The sequence below is a fragment of the Streptomyces sp. SudanB5_2050 genome (genome assembly GCF_964272335.1).
Lineage (GTDB): Bacteria > Actinomycetota > Actinomycetes > Streptomycetales > Streptomycetaceae > Streptomyces > Streptomyces rochei.
The window spans coordinates 4541815-4557734 of sequence record NZ_OZ186760.1; the positions used below are offsets into that span (position 1 = coordinate 4541815).

Below are 15920 nucleotides of genomic sequence, written 5' to 3' on the forward strand. Positions count from 1 at the left end.
TGCGAGAGGGAACGAAGCTATCAGGGGGCGGTGCAGGGGACCTGGGCGGATTCTGGGGATTGTGTGGGGGCGGTGAAGGGGGCAACGGCGTTACGGGGCAAAAGGTGTTAAGGGGATGGATGTCGCGGTGGCCTGCTCACGCGGGCCTTCGACGGTGTCGGCGGTAGTCCATAAGATCTCTGTAGGCTCAGCACATCCCTCATACCGGACGCTTCCGCGTCCTCCCCGACACGGCCCACGACCCAGGACACCGCCCATGCCGCGACGCCGCACCTCAAGCTCCGCAAGCTCGACGGCTCCCTCGGCGGCACCGAGGAACCGGACGCCGCAGCCGGTGCGGGTGCGGCGGCGGTCGTTCGGGGACTTCGTCAAGGCGTTCCTCGCCTTCGTCGTGCTGCTCGTCCTGGTCGTCGGGGTGCCCCTCGCGCTGGCCACGCAGATCGGCTGGCCGCTGCCGGACGGGGCGCCGGGTCTGGACTGGCTGCAGCGTGAGATCACCGTCAAGACCTTCCTCAACATCCTGACCGTCGTCGTCTGGTTCGCCTGGGCGCAGTTCACCGCCTGCGTGCTCGTCGAGGTCAAGGCCGCGCTGTCCGGCGTCGGGGTGCCGGGGCGGGTGCCGGGGTCCGGGCCCAGTCAGCTGCTCGCCCGGCAACTCGTCGCCGCGCTGCTGCTGGTCGGCGCCACCGCGGCCAGCCTCACGCCCGGGCTGTCGCAGCTCGGGCAGAGCATGGAGGGGAACCAGAAGCCCTCTGTGGCGGCGGCGCAGCAGACGCCGGGGATCTTCGCCCAGCAGCAGGAGCAGGCCGCCGGGACGGCGAGCGCCCTCGCCGAGCAGGCCGGTCAGGCAGCCGCCCGCGCCGACGGCGGCTCGGCCGCGCACGGCGACACGAAGTACTACCGGATCCAGCCTCCCGAAGGCCGTCACCACGACTCCCTCTGGGAGATCGCCGACCGGCACCTCGGCGACGGGCGCCGGTACAAGGAGATCTTCGAGCTCAACAAGGACCGCGTGCAGCCGGACGGCTCCAAGCTGTCCGAGGCCAGCCTCATCCGGCCCGGCTGGATCATGGAGATGCCCGGCGACGCCCGCGGCGGCGAGCTGGTCGAGATGCCCGACGAGGCGCCGAACGTCTCCGAGCAGGTGCGGCAGCAGATCAGCGACTACGCCCGGACCGGCGACCACGCGCAGGGCGGTGGCGGTTCCGGGGCCCAGGGCGGCGGTTCCGGTGCCCACGGAGGCGGCGGCGACAACGCCCAGGTCTCCCTCCCCGATCAGCGACCCGCGCCCGCCACTCCCGCCACTCCCGCGACGCCCGCCCCCAGTGCCGGGCAGGAGCACGCCGCCCCGGCGGCGGCCGACCACTCCTTCGGTCTCCCCGAGGCCCTCCTCACCGCCCCGCTCCTCGCCGCCGGCCTCCTCGGCGCCCTCGGACGCCGGCGCCGGCAGGCGCTGTGGCAGTCGGCGCTCGGCAGCGTCGGCGGGCGGCGCGGCATGGAGCCGCCCACACCGACCGGGGACGCCCAGGACGTGCAGGACGCGCTGCTCGTCGGCGCCGACCCGGAGGGCGTACGCCTGCTGGACCGGGCGCTGCGCGGGCTCGCCGCCGCGCTCACCGCCGAGTCGCGGCCCCTGCCCGTCGTGTACGCGGCCTGGATGGGCGGCAACGGCGATCTGCACCTCCAGCTCGCCCAGCCCGCCGGGAAGCCGCCGGCGCCCTGGCAGCTCGGGCAGGACCAGACCTTCTGGATGCTGGCCCGCGCCGACGCCGAGCGGTACGAGGACGCCGACACCGCCGCCCCGTACCCCGGGCTCGTCAGCCTCGGCACCATGGACGACTCGCGCCTGCTGCTGAACCTGGAGTCGGTGCCCGGCATCGTCTCGCTCGGCGGCACCGAGGCCGACCGGACCGCCGTCTTCGCGTCGGTCGCCGCCGAACTGGCCACCAACGGCTGGTCGGACCGCATGACCATCACGCTCGTCGGCTTCGGGGAGGACCTGACGCCGCTCGCGCCCAACCGCATCCGCCACCTCGACGGCTTCGAGGACCTCTTCGAGACCATGTCGGCCGAGACCCGGCAGCGGCGCGGCGCGCTCGGCGCCGCCGGCCACGACTCCGTGCTCACCGGCCGCACCGGGCCCGCCCAGCACACGCGGTGGGCCCCGCACCTGGTCCTGCTCGCGACCCAGCCCTCCGACGAGGACGCCCTGCGCCTCGCCGAACTCGCCGCCGACGCCGGTCGGCTCGGCATCGGCTACCTCGTCGGCACCGAGGGCACCGACCTGCCGGGTGCCGCCTGGGAGATGCGGATCACCGGCGAGGGCAAACTGCTCGCGCCGCTCCTCGGACTGGAGCTGGAGGCCCAGACGCTGCCGGCCGCCCAGCGGCGGGCCGTCGTCGAGCTGTTCACGGACGCCGACCCGGAGCACGGGCCGGGTGGGTCCGACGGGCCCGGCGGTGCGTCCGGGACGGCCAACACCCCGCCCTTCCTCGTCGACATCAGCGAGCAGGGACGGCCCGCGGTGTACGCCCGCCTCGTCGGGTCGTACGAGATCATCGGTCTGGACGCGCCCGACGACGACCGCAGCGCCCTGCTCCACGAGGCGCTGGCGCTGCTGCTGCTCCACCGCGAGGGCGTCCACCCGCGCGTGCTGTCCTCCGCGCTGTGGCCGCGCGGCGTGACGGCGGACGTGCGCGACGCCCTGCTGGAGCGGCTGCGGGCCTGGCTCGGCACCGACCCCGACGGCACCCCGCGGCTCACCACCGACGCCACCGGACGGCTCACCCTCGCCAAGTCCGTCGTCTCCGACCTCGACGTCCTGCGCTCCCTCTACTACGAGGCCACGCAAGGGCGGGGCGTCGGCAGCCGGCAGGTGCGCGGGCGGCTGCTCACCGACGCGCTGGTCCTGGTGCGCGGGCCGCTGCTCGCCGACCGGCCCGAGGGGCGTTACCGCTGGCTCACCCACGAGATCATCGACGCCCAGCTCCCGCTGCTCGTCGCGGACACCGGCCTCGCGCTCTCCGAGTTCCACCTGGAGAAGGACCGCGCGGAGAAGGCCATCGAGGCGTTGAACGCGGCCCTGCGCACCGCCCCCGCCGACGAGCGCCTGTGGCACGAGCTGCTGCGCGCCACGCACGCCACCGGCGACCCCGACCGGCTGCGCGCCCTCGCCGCCGACCTCGTCGGCCGCAGCGGAGCGCGCGGCGTGCCGCCGCGCACCGAGGCGCTGCTGGACGAACTGCTGCCCACCTGGCGCGACGGCGTCGCGGCGGCGGGATGAGTCTCGACCTCCTGGTCGTCCTCGTCGCCGTGGTCTGGGGCGCGGTGACGGGGGCGCTGCTGCCGCGGGCCGCGTACCGCTTCTCCGCCCCTTCGGGGGAGGCGTGGCGTGACCGGTGTCCACGGGACCACGCGGTCCCGGGCTGGCTCGGGCGGGCCCGGTGCGGGCAGTGCCCGGCCGGACAGGCGCCCTACGGCCCCCGCGCCGTCTCCCTCGCCGCCGTCACCGCCCTCGTCTGCGCCGCCCTCGCCGCCGCCACCGGCACCCGTCCGGAGGTGGCGGTCTGGCTGCTGCTCGCCCCGGTCGGCGTGCTGCTCGCCGTCGTCGACCTGCGCGTACGGCGGCTGCCCGACCCCCTCACCCTGCCGCTCGCCGGCGCCGCGCTCGTCCTCCTCGGCCTCACCGCGCTGGTGCCCGAGCACGCGGGGGAGTGGACCACCGCCCTGCTGGGCGCCCTCGCCCTCGGCGGCGGCTACGGCGTGCTGTTCCTCATCAACCCGGCCGGCATGGGCTTCGGCGACGTGAAGCTGGCCCTCGGCGCCGGTGCCGCCCTCGGCTGGTACGGCTGGCCGACGCTGATGCTCGGCACCTTCGCCGGGTTCCTGCTCGGAGCGCTTTACGGTGGTGCCCTCGTCGTGGCCCGCCGGGCGGGGCGCAAGACGGCCATCCCGTTCGGGCCGTTCCTGATCGCGGGCGCCTTCCTCGGCATCCTCGCGGGGGCCTACGCGGCCTGAGGATCAGCGCCGGGAAGGGCTGGCGTAGGCTGGCCTGGTCCGTCCACAACCCTTACGAACCTTGCGAAAGGGACGCCGGTGACCGAGAAGGCCGACCTTCAGCCCATCCTCGACCGCGCCGCCGCCGGTGGGCGGATCACCCCCGAAGAGGCGCTCGACCTCTACCGGGACGCCCCGCTGCACGCGCTGGGCGCCGCCGCCGACGCCGTACGCCGGCGCAGGTACGCCGGTACCGAGCACATCGCGACGTACATCATCGAGCGCAACATCAACTACACGAACGTGTGCGTCACGGCGTGCAAGTTCTGCGCCTTCTACGCGGCCCCCAAGGACACCAAGAAGGGCTGGACCCGCGACCTCGACGACATCCTGCGCCGCTGCGCGGAGACGGTCGAGCTGGGCGGCACGCAGATCATGTTCCAGGGCGGCCACCACCCGGACTACGGCGTCGAGTACTACGAGAAGCACTTCGCCGCCATCAAGAAGGAGTTCCCCGAGCTGGTCATCCACAGCCTGGGGGCGAGCGAGGTCGAGCACATGGCGCGGATCTCGAAGGTGTCGGTCGAGGAGGCGATCCAGCGCATCCACGCGGCCGGGCTGGACTCCTTCGCCGGGGCCGGGGCGGAGCTGCTGCCCGAGCGTCCGCGCAAGGCCATCGCGCCGCTCAAGGAGTCCGGCGAGCGCTGGCTGGAGATCATGGAGATCGCCCACAACCTGGGCGTGGAGTCCACGTCGACCATGCTCATGGGTACCGGCGAGACCAACGCCGAGCGCATCGAGCACCTGCGCATGATCCGGGACGTGCAGGACCGCACCGGCGGCTTCCGCGCCTTCATCCCGTACACGTACCAGCCGGAGAACAACCACCTGAAGGGCCGCACGCAGGCCACGCTCTTCGAGTACCTGCGGATGATCGCCATCGCCCGGATCTTCCTCGACAACGTCGCCCACATCCAGGGTTCCTGGCTCACTACCGGCAAGGAGGTCGGCCAGCTCTCCCTGCACTACGGTGCCGACGACCTCGGCTCGATCATGCTGGAGGAGAACGTCGTCTCCTCCGCGGGCGCCAAGCACCGGTCCAACCGGCTGGAGATCATCGACCTGATCCGCAAGGCGGGGCGCGTCCCGGCGCAGCGGGCGACGACGTACGAGCACCTGGTCGTGCACGACGACCCGGCGAACGACCCCGTCGACGAGCGCGTCGTCTCCCACATCTCGTCCACGGCCATCGCGGGCGGCACGGCGCATCCCGAGCTGAAGCTGCTCGCCTCCAACTGAGGCCGTCGTGCTGACGATCCACGTCTGTGACGCCTCGCCCGAGACGGCCGTGCTGGTCGACGGCGCGCTGCTCGCCGCCGTCGGCCCGTACGAGGCACTGGCCGCCGACCACCCGCGGGCGCGGGTGCGCCGGTGGCCCGGCATCCTGACGCCCGGACTGCTCAACCCGTACGGCCCGGAACTGCTGGAGCGGGCGTACCACCCGGACCCGCGCGAGGCGGACCGGCTGGGCACCGAGCCGATCTTCGGGGAGCGCGCGCTCGCCCTCCTCGGTGCGAACCCGTCCGCGCGGGGCGCCAGCGCGCGCCGAGGGGTACAGCGCCTGCTGGCGCACGGAACGGTCGCCGTCGCCGGTGAGCTGCGCGGGCGCGCGGCGCTGGACGCGGTGCGCGGGGCGGGGCTCGCCCTGGCGGCGCGTCCGGCCGCGCTGCCCGGGCCCGCGTCCTTCTCGCCGGTGCCGCTGGTGCTGCTGCCCGGGCTCGCTGCGGGAAGTCCCGCCCGGTTCGCGGTGTTCGACGTACCCGACCGGGCCGCGCTCGTCCGGGACGGCGCGGCCACGTGCGTGGCCACCGTCGTGGGCGGTCGTCTGGTGTACCGGGGGCGCTGAGCGCGCACGCAGGACGCGGCCCGGTCCGGCCGGCTCTCCCCGGACGCCGCCGGGACGCCGCCCGGAGGCCGCCGGGACGCTAGGACGGGACGCCGCCCGGAGGCTAGGAACCGAACGCCTCCCCGAACGCCCCGTCCTCCTGCTCCACGCCGCTGCACGTGGTGAGTTCGTCCCCGGCCGCGGCGTCGTCATCGCACTGCCGGTCCCGGAAGGCCGCCCACACCGACACCCACGCGATGCCCTTCTCGTCGGCGAAGGCCCGGACCTCGGCGGCGTCCGCGAGGGTGAAGGTCTCGCCGGCGACGTCGTTGACGCCGAGCATCGAGGTGAGCGCCATGCCCCGCCAGGCGTCCGCGTCCGAGGTGCCGAAGACGTCCATGAGCTGCGTGTGCGCCGCTTCGGCCGAGGCGAGGGCGTACGCGCCCATGTCACCGTCGTAGGACTCGCCGTAGTTCATGGTCATGAGGTTGACCGTGGAGACGTGCACGCCGTGGTCGTTGGCGGACGCCAGGAGGGACAGGGAGTCGGCGTCCAGGCCCGTCGGCATCACCGGCAGGGTGAAGGAGACCTCCAGGTCGTCGCGCTCCTCCCGCAGCAGCGCGATCGCCTCCGAGCGCAGGGCGACGGAGTCCGAGTCGGTCAGGTCGTCGCCCTCGATGTCGAAGTCGGCCCGGGTGGCACCGGCCGCGTCCAGGGCCGCGCCGTACGCGTCCGCCAGGGAGGAGGCGCTGTCGCAGACCGCCGCCAGCTCCGTGCCGGAGGCCCCGCCGAAGGACACGCGGACCTCGGCACCCGACGCCCTCAGCTCGGTGAGGCGCGAGGCGACGGAGGCGTCGTCGATGTCCTGGACGCCGTTCCAGCGGGGGACGCAGTCCTCGCCGGAGGAGATGACGAACGCCAGGTTGTACGTCGCCGGGGAGCCGGCCGCGTCGGTCGCGGAGGCGGTGGTGGCGCTGACGTAGGGGGCGTAGGCGGTGGCCGGCGCGGACGACCCGGACGACCCGGACGGCGGGGAGGCGGTCTCGTCCACCGTGCCGCCGTGGTCCTGCCCGGCACAGCCCGCGGTGGTCAGGGCGAGCAACAGGGCGCACCCGGCCGCCGCCTTCCGGTATGCCCTCATGTGCGACACGCTCCCGTTCTCGTCGTCGGACGAGTGAACCTGTCACGCGTTGCTGGGTCTTTCCTGAGGAAAGGGGCCGGGATACCGCCGTCTCACAGGGCGCGGACAGGCTGCGCCGCGTTTCACCGGAATCTCATACCGAGGTCCGAGTTCGCGGCAGGCAAGGCTCCCTAACGTCCGGGGAATGCATTCCGAGCCTGCCTTCGAATCCCGCGCCGCCGTCGGCGAGAGGCCCCCGCGCGGACGCCGTCGCACACGCGGCCACGGGTCCGGGGAAGGGCCCGTGTTCGTCGACAACTCCGGCCGCCGGGCCCGGCTGCTGCGCCGGCTGGGCCTCCTGCTCGGGGCGGTCTGCGTCGGCTACGCGGCCGTCCTCGGCCTCGCCTTCCTGGGCATCGGCACCTCGCTCAACCCGTCGTCGCTGCTGCCCTTCGGCGGCGGACAGGACGGCGGCGGCCCGGCGCCCGGAGGCGGCACGGGCCCCCAGGGCGGCGCCCTGCCCACTGGTGCCCCGCCCACGGGTGCCGCGCCCACCGGTGCCCCGCCCACCGGCGCCCCGCCCTCCGGCGCCCCCACGGCACCCGGCCCCACCGCGTCCTCCACCCTCACCGCCCCCTCGGGCGCCTCCACCCCCACCGCCCCCGCCGCCGACTGACCCGGGACACCCCCACCGCCATGACCACGCCCCCGCCCCCCTCCCCACCCGCCCGCGGACGCCGTCGCGCGCCCACCCGCATCGAGCGGGCCGCCGGCCGGGCCGCCGCGCTCCAGCGCCCCCGGGTGCTGCTCGCCCTCCTGCTCCTGCTCGCCCTGACCTGCGTGATGCTCCTCGACGGCTACCTGCGCGCGGAGGTCGGCGGCGACCAGCGCGTGCGCACCGGCGCGAGCGCGAACGACGTGCCCGAGGACGTCCTCGACGGTGGGCCGATCCTCACCTTCCCCGGCGGTCGGGCCACCACGGTCTCCGTCCCGGACAAGACCATCGCCCTGACCTTCGACGACGGCCCGGACGCCACCTGGACGCCACAGGTGCTGGAGATCCTGGAGGAGTACGACGTGCCCGGCACGTTCTTCCTGGTCGGGTCGATGGTCGCGCGCCACCCGGACATCGTCCGGGACCTGGTGGAGCAGGGCAACGAGGTGGGTGTCCACACCTTCACGCACGTCGACCTCTCCTACCAGAGCGAGGCCCGCGTCACCCGGGAGATCGAGCAGACCCAGCTCGCCCTCGCCGGGGCGGCCGGCATCACCACCACGCTGTTCCGGGCGCCGTACTCCTCCGAGACCGACGCCATCGACGACTACAGCTGGCCCGTGTACAAGAAGCTCGGCGAGGAGGGCTACACCAGCGTCTTCATCGACACCGACAGCGACGACTGGAAGCGGCCCGGCGTCTCGAAGATCGTCGAGTGGGCGACGCCGGAGGACGGCGAAGGCGCCTCCGTGCTGTTCCACGACGCGGGCGGCGAGCGCTCCCAGACGATCGAGGCGCTGCCGAAGTACATCGAGAAGATGAAGGCGAAGGGCTACACCTTCACCACCGTCAGCGGCGCCATGGCCGCCCAGCAGCCCACCGGCGGACCGGCCGCCGCCCGGACGTCCGGTGCCGAGGGGACCGCCGCCCGGGCGGCGGACTCCGACGACGCCCTCCAGGCCGCCCACCACCGGGCGACCGGCGCCACCCTCTGGGAGGGCAGGGCGCTCGTCGCGGCCGTCGCCGTCGCCGAGTGGACGGTGCCCGCGCTCTCCGTCGGGCTGCTGGTCGTGGGCGTGGCCGTGATGGGGCGGTTCGGCCTGATGCTGATCCTCGCCCGCCGCCACCACCGGCAGCGCAACAGACGCCGCTTCGGCTGGGGGCCGCCCGTCACCGGCCCGGTGAGCGTGGTCGTCCCGGCGTACAACGAGAAGGAGTGCATCGCCAACACGCTGCGGTCGCTGGCGCGCAGCACCCACCCGATCGAGATCATCGTCGTGGACGACGGTTCGACGGACGGCACGGCCGAGATCGCCGAGTCGCTGGGCCTGCCCGGCGTCCGCGTGATCCGGCAGGCCAACGCGGGCAAGCCCGCCGCCCTCGACAACGGCGTCCGGCACGCCCGGTACGACATCGTCGTGATGATGGACGGCGACACCGTCTTCGAGCCCGACACCGTACGGCACCTGGTGCAGCCCTTCGCCGACCCCGCCGTCGGCGCGGTCGCGGGCAACGCCAAGGTCGGCAACCGGCGCACCCTGATCGGCGCCTGGCAGCACATCGAGTACGTGATGGGCTTCAACCTCGACCGGCGCATGTACGACCTGCTGCGCTGCATGCCGACCATCCCCGGCGCGATCGGGGCGTTCCGTCGCGAGGCGGTCCTCCAGGTCGGCGGCATGAGCGACGACACCCTCGCCGAGGACACCGACATCACCATCGCCCTGCACCGCGCCGGATGGCGGGTGGTCTACCAGGAGCACGCGCGGGCCTGGACGGAGGCGCCGGGTTCGCTCAAGCAGCTCTGGTCGCAGCGCTACCGCTGGTCCTACGGCACCATGCAGGCGCTGTGGAAGCACCGCGGCTCCCTGAAGGACAAGGGGCCCTCGGGACGCTTCGGGCGGGTCGGCATGCCGCTGGTGGTGCTCTTCCAGGTCGTGACGCCGCTCTTCGCGCCGCTGATCGACGTGTTCACCCTCTACTCGATGATCTTCATCGACTTCCGCTCGGCGCTGCTGGCCTGGCTGGCGGTGCTCGGCGTGCAGCTGCTGTGCGCGGCGTACGCCTTCCGGCTCGACCGGGAGAAGTACCGGTACCTGCTGATGATGCCGCTCCAGCAGCTCGCGTACCGGCAGATGATGTACCTCGTCCTCATCCACTCCTGCGTCACCGCCCTCACCGGCGGCCGGCTGCGCTGGCAGAAGCTGAAGCGGACGGGCGAGGTGGGGACGCCGGCGGGGGCCGGGTGATGGGGGCGCACCGCAAGGGGGGCCCGCCGCCGGCCCGGGCGTCGGCGCCGGGGGCGGGCTCCGTCTCGGCTGCGGGCTCGGTCTCGGCTGCGGGATCTGTCTCGGCTCCGGGCACCGACTCGACGCCGGGCGCCGCGGCGGGCGGCCGGGACCGCTACTTCGACGCCCTCCGCGCCCTCGCCCTGGTCCGGGTCGTCGCGTACCACGCCTTCGGCTGGCCCTGGGCCGGGCTGGTCTTCCCGTCCATGGGCATCATGTTCGGCCTCGCCGGGACGCTGATGGCCAAGTCGCTCGACAGCCGGCCGGCCCTCGCGGTGGTCCGGGGCCGGCTGCGGCGCCTGCTCCCGCCGCTGTGGTGCTGGGGTCTGTTCGTGGTGGGCGCGATGCTGGTGCGCGGCTGGATGCCGGGCTGGCAGCTCGTCTTCTGGATCGTGCCGCTCGGTGATCCGCCGGGCAGTGCGTGGGGCGAGCAGGCGTGGGAGATCCTCTGGTACCTGCGGACGTACCTGTGGTTCGTCCTGCTCTCGCCGCTGCTGCTGCGGGTCTTCCGGCGCGCCCCGGTGCCGGTGCTGCTGCTGTCCCTGGCCCCGGTCGTGGTCCTGAGCCACGTCTGGCAGCCGCCGGACGACCGCTTCGGGACCGGGCTGCTGGACCTGGCGACGTACCTCTTCTGCTGGATGCTCGGCTTCGCCCACCGCGACGGCGTTCTGGCCCGCCTCACGGCGGCACCGGTCGTCGCCCTGTCGCTCGCGGCCCTCGCGTACGGAGCCTGGTACGCGTGCGCGCACCGGGGCGAGTACGGGACCTACGACCTCGACGACATCCCGCTCGCCCAGGCGTTCTGGTCGGCCGGGTTCGTGACGCCGCTGATGTACGCCAAGGCGCGGTTCGGCCTCCGCCTGCCGTGGCTCGCCCGCCGGCGGCGGCTGGACCGGCTGGTGACCGTCCTCAACGCCCGAGCGGTGACCGTCTACCTCTGGCACGAGGTCGCCCTCGTCCTGGCCGTGGTGCTGATCGACCGGTTCTGGGAGGTGCCCGCCTTCGAGGCGTACCTGCCGCTGGACAGCCAGTGGTTCCTGCTGGCGGTCGGCTGGGCCCTGGTCGCGGTGGCCGTGGTGCTCTTCGGGTGGGTGGAGGACGTGGCCGCGCGCAGGAGGCCGCGCCTGCTGCCGTGAGCCCGTCCGCGCCGGAAGGGACACGTGCTGCAACAATGGGCCCGTGACCCGCGCTTCCCTGAACAAGCAGCCGCACGAAGTCGCCTCGATGTTCGACCACGTCGCGGAACGGTACGACCTGACGAACGCCGTGCTCTCGCTCGGCCAGGACCGGGCGTGGCGCAAGGCGGTCGCCCGGGCCGTCGACGCCCGCCCGGCGCAGAAGGTCCTGGACCTCGCGGCGGGCACGGCGACCTCCTCCCTGCCCTTCGCCCGCACCGGCGCCTACGTCGTCCCCTGCGACTTCTCCCTCGGCATGCTCCAGGTCGGCAAGGAGCGGCACTCCTGGCTGCCGTTCACCGCGGGCGACGCGACCCGGCTGCCGTTCCGGGACGACACCTTCGACGCCGTCACCATCTCCTTCGGGCTGCGCAACGTGCAGGACACCGACGCCGCGCTGCGCGAGATGTACCGGGTGACGCGGCCCGGCGGCCGGGTCGTCATCTGCGAGTTCTCGCACCCGACCTGGGCGCCGTTCCGCACCGTCTACACCGAGTACCTGATGCGCGCCCTGCCGCCGGTGGCCCGCGCGGTGTCGTCCAACCCCGACGCCTACGTGTACCTCGCGGAGTCCATCCGCGCCTGGCCCGACCAGCCGGCGCTCGCGGAGCGGCTGGGCAAGGCCGGCTGGACCAGGGTGGCGTGGCGGAACCTGACGGGCGGCGTCGTCGCGCTGCACCGGGGCTTCAAGGAGGGCTGAGCGCCCGGTCGGCCCCGTCGCGCAGGTCGGCCCCGCGCGACGGGCGGCTCACCGCGACGGGCGCCCGCGGAGCGTCACCGTGCGTGCAGCGGGAGGCGGTAGCAGTGCCCCTGCTGTCGCGAGGCCGGGGTGGTGAAGACCTCGGCGAGGCGCATGCCCAGCCGCTCCGTCACCGCGATGGAGCGCGTGTTGCGGGCGTTGACCATCGCGACCACCTCCGCGACCCCGGCGGCACGGACCCGCTCCAGCGTCTGCCGGGCCGCCGCCGTGACGTACCCCTTGCCCCAGTACGCCCGTCCCAGGCGCCAGCCGATCTCGATCTCGCCCTTGGGCCCCCAGTCCTGCGGCCACGGCTGGGCGCCGGTGAAGCCGATGACCGTGCCCGCCTCGTCCACCATGGTCCACAGACAGAAGCCGCGCTCCGCGTCGTGCCGGCGCTGGCGGGCGGTCAGCTCCTCGTAGACGGACAGCTCCGCGGACCTCCCGCCGTGGAACTCCATGACGTCCGGGTCGTCGAAGATCCGGTGCCAGGCGACCGCGTCCTCGTCGGTGGGAACGCGCAACCGTACAACGGGCAGAGCTCGGTTCACGGGGCAGCCCTTCAGCCGGGTGATCGGTGTCGCTGAATAGACTGCCCATGACCAGTGCCGGTCGGCACGCAGATTTCGAACTTGGGGAGATCCCGCCGTGACCGTCGAGACTGAGCCACTCTCCGAGAACACCGCCGACGTGATCGTCGTGGGCGCGGGGCCGGCCGGCTCCACGACCGCGTACCACCTGGCCAAGGCCGGGCTCGACGTCCTGCTGCTGGAGAAGACCGCCTTTCCCCGGGAGAAGGTCTGCGGCGACGGCCTGACGCCCCGCGCGGTCAAGCAGCTCGTCGCCATGGGCATCGACATCTCCGAGGAAGCCGGCTGGCTGCGCAACAAGGGCCTGCGGATCATCGGCGGCGGCTCCCGCCTCCAGCTCGACTGGCCGGATCTCGCCTCCTTCCCCGACTACGGACTCGTCCGCAAGCGCGACGACTTCGACGAGCAGCTCGCCCGGCAGGCCCAGAAGGCGGGCGCCCGCCTGTACGAGCGCTGCAACGTCGGCGCGCCGATCGTCGACGACCGCACCGGCCGCATCACCGGCGTCCACGCCAAGCTGGGCGAGGACAAGCGCGAGGTCACCTTCCACGCCCCGCTGGTGGTGGCCGCCGACGGCAACTCCACGCGGCTGTCCCTGGCGATGGGCCTGCACCGCCGCGAGGACCGCCCGATGGGCGTCGCGGTCCGCACGTACTTCACCTCGCCCCGCCACGACGACGACTACCTGGAGTCCTGGCTGGAGCTGTGGGACCGCCGCGGCGCCCAGGACCGCCTGCTGCCGGGCTACGGCTGGATCTTCGGCATGGGCGACGGCACCTCGAACGTCGGGCTCGGGGTGCTGAACACCTCGGACTCCTTCAAGGAGCTGGACTGGCGCGAGGTGCTGAAGGCCTGGTGCGCCTCCATGCCGGAGGACTGGGGCTACACCCCCGACAACATGACCGGCCCGATCCGCGGCGCCGCCCTGCCCATGGCCTTCAACCGCCAGCCCCACTACACCAAGGGCCTGCTGCTGGTCGGCGACGCCGGCGGCCTGGTCAACCCCTTCAACGGCGAGGGCATCGCCTACGCCATGGAGTCCGGCCAGATCGCCGCCGACGTCATCGTCCAGGCCCACGCGCGGGCCACGCCGGCCCAGCGGGAGACCGCGCTCCAGCGCTACCCGCGCGTCCTGAAGGACACCTACGGCGGCTACTACACGCTGGGCCGCGCCTTCGTGAAGCTCATCGGCAACCCGAAGGTCATGCAGATCGCGACCCAGCGCGGCCTCACCCACCCGCTGCTGATGAAGTTCACCCTGAAGATGCTCGCCAACCTCACGGACCCGACGGGCGGCGACGCGATGGACCGCATCATCAACGGACTGAGCAAGGTCGCGCCGAAGGCCTGATCAGCTCCCGGTCGCGGTCCCGGTGCCGGTCGCGGTTCCGGTCCCCGCCCCGGTCGCGGTCCCGGTTCCGGTGTCGGACCCGGTCCCGGTCCCGGTCCCGGTCTCCGCGAGCGCCTCGGCGAGCGCCTCGGCGTTGGCCGCCCGGCGCGCGAACACCTCGTCGCGCCGGTCGGCCGACTGCCGCAGCGCCCGCTTGCGGTCGCGCGCGGAGAGCCGGTCCAGGTACACCTGACCGTTCACGTGGTCGGTCTCGTGGGCGAGGCAGCGCGCGAAGTAGCCGGTGCCCTCGACGACGAGCGGCTCGCCGTCCTTGTCGAGGCCGCGTACGACGGCCCGGTCGGGCCGCGGCACGGCCATGACGGCCCCCGGCACCGACAGACACCCCTCGCCCTCGTCCAGCAGACGGCGCCCGGCGGGGTCGAGGGCGTCCAGCACCGGGTTCACAATGTGCCCGACATGTCGGACACCGTCGTCGTCGGGGCAGTCGTACACGAACAGGCGGAGGTCGACCCCCACCTGATTGGCCGCCAGGCCGCAGCCCTCGGCGACGTACATCGTGCGGAACATGTCGTCGATGAGCGCGGCGAGGTCGGGCCCGAACTCGGTGACGTCCCGGCAGGGCTTGTGCAGCACCTCTTCGCCGGCCTCGGTGACCCGCCGCACCGACCCGCGCCGGGCCTCGGGTGCGAGCGGGGGGTAGGCGGCGGTGGGCCGCCCCTGTACGAACACGCTGGGCATGGTCTCTCCTTCGGCTCGTGGACGGGCCGGTGGAGGTCCGGCCCGCGCCGAGCATGCCAGGAGCGAGTGCGGGGCCGCAGCCCTCGAGTGGCTGCGGCCCCGCGCGCGGACGTGTCCGCGTCGTTCGTTCTCGTGATGTGCCGGAGTTACAGCACGCGCACCGCGCCGCTCGGCGGGTCGTAGGACAGCGGCGCCTGGACGACACCGGTGGAGGAGTTCTGCGCGCCGACGAACATGCCGTCGCCGACGTAGACGCCCACGTGGTACGCGCTTCCCGCGCCGCCCCAGTACAGGATGTCGCCCGGCTGGAGGTTGTCGAGGCCCACCTGGGTGCCGGCGGTCGACTGGGCCTGGGAGACGCGCGGCAGGTCGATGTTGACCTGCTTGAAGGCCGCCTGGACGAGACCGGAGCAGTCCCAGGAGTTGGGGCCGGTGCCGCCGGAGACGTAGGCGTCGCCCACCTGGGCCTGCACGAAGGCGATGACCGCGGCGGCCGAACCGGTGGCCGACGACGACGAGGACGACGACGAGGAGGAGCTGCTGACGCTGCCCGAGCCCTCGGAGGACCCGGTGTCCGCGGAGGCGCTCAGGGTGGCGCGCTCGGCGGTGCGCGAGGCACGCTCGGCGGCCGCCTTGCGCGCGGCCTCCTCGGCCTTCTTCTTCTCCTCCGCGGCCTTCTTCTTGGCCTCGGCGAGGTCCGCCTTGGCCTGCTTCGCGGCCTTGGCGGCGGCAGCGTCACGCTCCGCCTGCAGCTCGTAGCTCGCGGCCGCCTGCTGCGTGACGTCCGCGGACTGGGCGACCTGAGCGGCCAGGTCGGCCGTCAGGGTGGGCAGTTCGAGGGTCTGCGTCACCGGCTCGGCCGCGACGGCCGAACCCGACGCCCCGGCCACTGCCAGGGTGCTGAGGACGCCACCGGCAACTCCGGCCCGCATCGCGATGGTCGACGCGCTGCGGCGGGGCTTCCGGTGGCTGCGTATGTGAGCGGTGTGGGACATAGGGACAACCGGTATCAGGAGCTCCTCCATACCTTCAAGAAACGTGTGCTGCGCCACAGTTGTTCAATCGGGCCCCGAATCCCGGGCGTGTCGCTCCTTATTGACGCCCTAACGGACATTGCGGGCGGGCCGTAACCACCCTGTGATCACGGACTTTGATCGTTACGCCCGAATTGCCCCGCGCTTACCACTTGTTGGGGCAGTTGGCCAAGCCCGGTTCTCAGACGCCTCTCATCGATGTGGCGCAGGTCACGGAACGGTTGCCCCGCGGGGCGCGTCCGCGACGCGTGTCCGGCGCCGGCGGCCGTCGGCGGACGTTCGTGAACGC

Annotated in this window: 13 protein-coding genes; 9 read left to right on the forward strand and 4 right to left on the reverse strand. The window is 73.4% G+C overall.

Annotated elements, in window-relative coordinates:
• The first annotated feature begins 256 nt into the window (after positions 1-256).
• From ACFZP7_RS20300 to ACFZP7_RS20315, 4 genes are all read left to right on the forward strand, one after another.
• Positions 257-3283: a BTAD domain-containing putative transcriptional regulator gene (locus tag ACFZP7_RS20300; RefSeq protein WP_385635112.1), complete on the forward strand. Its 3027-nt coding sequence runs from the start codon at positions 257-259 to the stop codon at positions 3281-3283.
• The gene (locus ACFZP7_RS20305; RefSeq protein ID WP_385635114.1) at positions 3280-4017 is read left to right on the forward strand and encodes a prepilin peptidase; all 738 of its coding nucleotides are present in this window, start codon (positions 3280-3282) and stop codon (positions 4015-4017) included. Before ACFZP7_RS20300 ends, ACFZP7_RS20305 begins: the two co-directional genes overlap by 4 nt.
• Positions 4018-4095: 78 nt before the next feature.
• A complete protein-coding gene (gene mqnC / locus ACFZP7_RS20310) occupies positions 4096-5295 on the forward strand; it encodes a cyclic dehypoxanthinyl futalosine synthase (protein ID WP_175461732.1) in 1200 nt (399 codons plus the stop codon).
• A 7-nt stretch (positions 5296-5302) separates the two neighbouring features.
• The gene (locus ACFZP7_RS20315) at positions 5303-5902 is read left to right on the forward strand and encodes a hypothetical protein (protein WP_019328429.1); all 600 of its coding nucleotides are present in this window, start codon (positions 5303-5305) and stop codon (positions 5900-5902) included.
• 103 nt (positions 5903-6005) lie between these two features.
• On the opposite strand, the gene ACFZP7_RS20320 is transcribed toward ACFZP7_RS20315, so the two are convergent.
• Positions 6006-7022, reverse strand: a complete 1017-nt coding sequence (locus ACFZP7_RS20320; protein WP_385635117.1) for a chitinase — start codon at positions 7020-7022, stop codon at positions 6006-6008.
• 283 nt (positions 7023-7305) lie between these two features.
• Here ACFZP7_RS20320 and ACFZP7_RS20325 point away from each other — a divergent pair, with 283 nt between their 5' ends.
• Genes ACFZP7_RS20325 through ACFZP7_RS20340 form a run of 4 tightly spaced genes read left to right on the forward strand, consistent with a single transcriptional unit; the run spans position 7306 to position 11879 of the window.
• Positions 7306-7677, forward strand: coding sequence for a hypothetical protein (locus tag ACFZP7_RS20325; protein ID WP_385635118.1), 372 nt, complete (start codon positions 7306-7308; stop codon positions 7675-7677).
• Positions 7678-7697: 20 nt separating this feature from the next.
• Complete coding sequence (locus ACFZP7_RS20330) at positions 7698-9965, forward strand: bifunctional polysaccharide deacetylase/glycosyltransferase family 2 protein (RefSeq protein WP_137961384.1); 2268 nt, start codon at positions 7698-7700, stop codon at positions 9963-9965.
• Positions 9965-11140 carry an acyltransferase gene (locus ACFZP7_RS20335; protein ID WP_385635120.1) on the forward strand — a complete coding sequence of 392 codons (1176 nt, stop codon included), beginning with the start codon at positions 9965-9967 and terminating at the stop codon, positions 11138-11140. Before ACFZP7_RS20330 ends, ACFZP7_RS20335 begins: the two co-directional genes overlap by 1 nt.
• A 43-nt stretch (positions 11141-11183) precedes the next feature.
• On the forward strand, positions 11184-11879 hold the full coding sequence (locus tag ACFZP7_RS20340; RefSeq protein ID WP_109202521.1) for a demethylmenaquinone methyltransferase: 696 nt from the start codon (positions 11184-11186) through the stop codon (positions 11877-11879).
• A gap of 74 nt (positions 11880-11953) precedes the next feature.
• Here the strand turns inward: ACFZP7_RS20340 and ACFZP7_RS20345 are convergent, their stop codons facing one another.
• Positions 11954-12469 (reverse strand): GNAT family N-acetyltransferase, encoded by a 516-nt coding sequence (locus tag ACFZP7_RS20345; protein WP_029393972.1) that lies wholly within the window; start codon positions 12467-12469, stop codon positions 11954-11956.
• Between the two features lie 97 nt (positions 12470-12566).
• Here ACFZP7_RS20345 and ACFZP7_RS20350 point away from each other — a divergent pair, with 97 nt between their 5' ends.
• On the forward strand, positions 12567-13859 hold the full coding sequence (locus ACFZP7_RS20350) for a geranylgeranyl reductase family protein (RefSeq protein ID WP_019328422.1): 1293 nt from the start codon (positions 12567-12569) through the stop codon (positions 13857-13859).
• On the opposite strand, the gene def is transcribed toward ACFZP7_RS20350, so the two are convergent.
• Entirely contained in the window at positions 13860-14597 is a 738-nt protein-coding gene (def, locus tag ACFZP7_RS20355; protein ID WP_385635122.1) for a peptide deformylase, read from the reverse strand.
• A 146-nt stretch (positions 14598-14743) separates the two neighbouring features.
• The gene (locus ACFZP7_RS20360; RefSeq protein ID WP_031020979.1) at positions 14744-15592 is read right to left on the reverse strand and encodes a C40 family peptidase; all 849 of its coding nucleotides are present in this window, start codon (positions 15590-15592) and stop codon (positions 14744-14746) included.
• Positions 15593-15920: the final 328 nt, after the last annotated feature.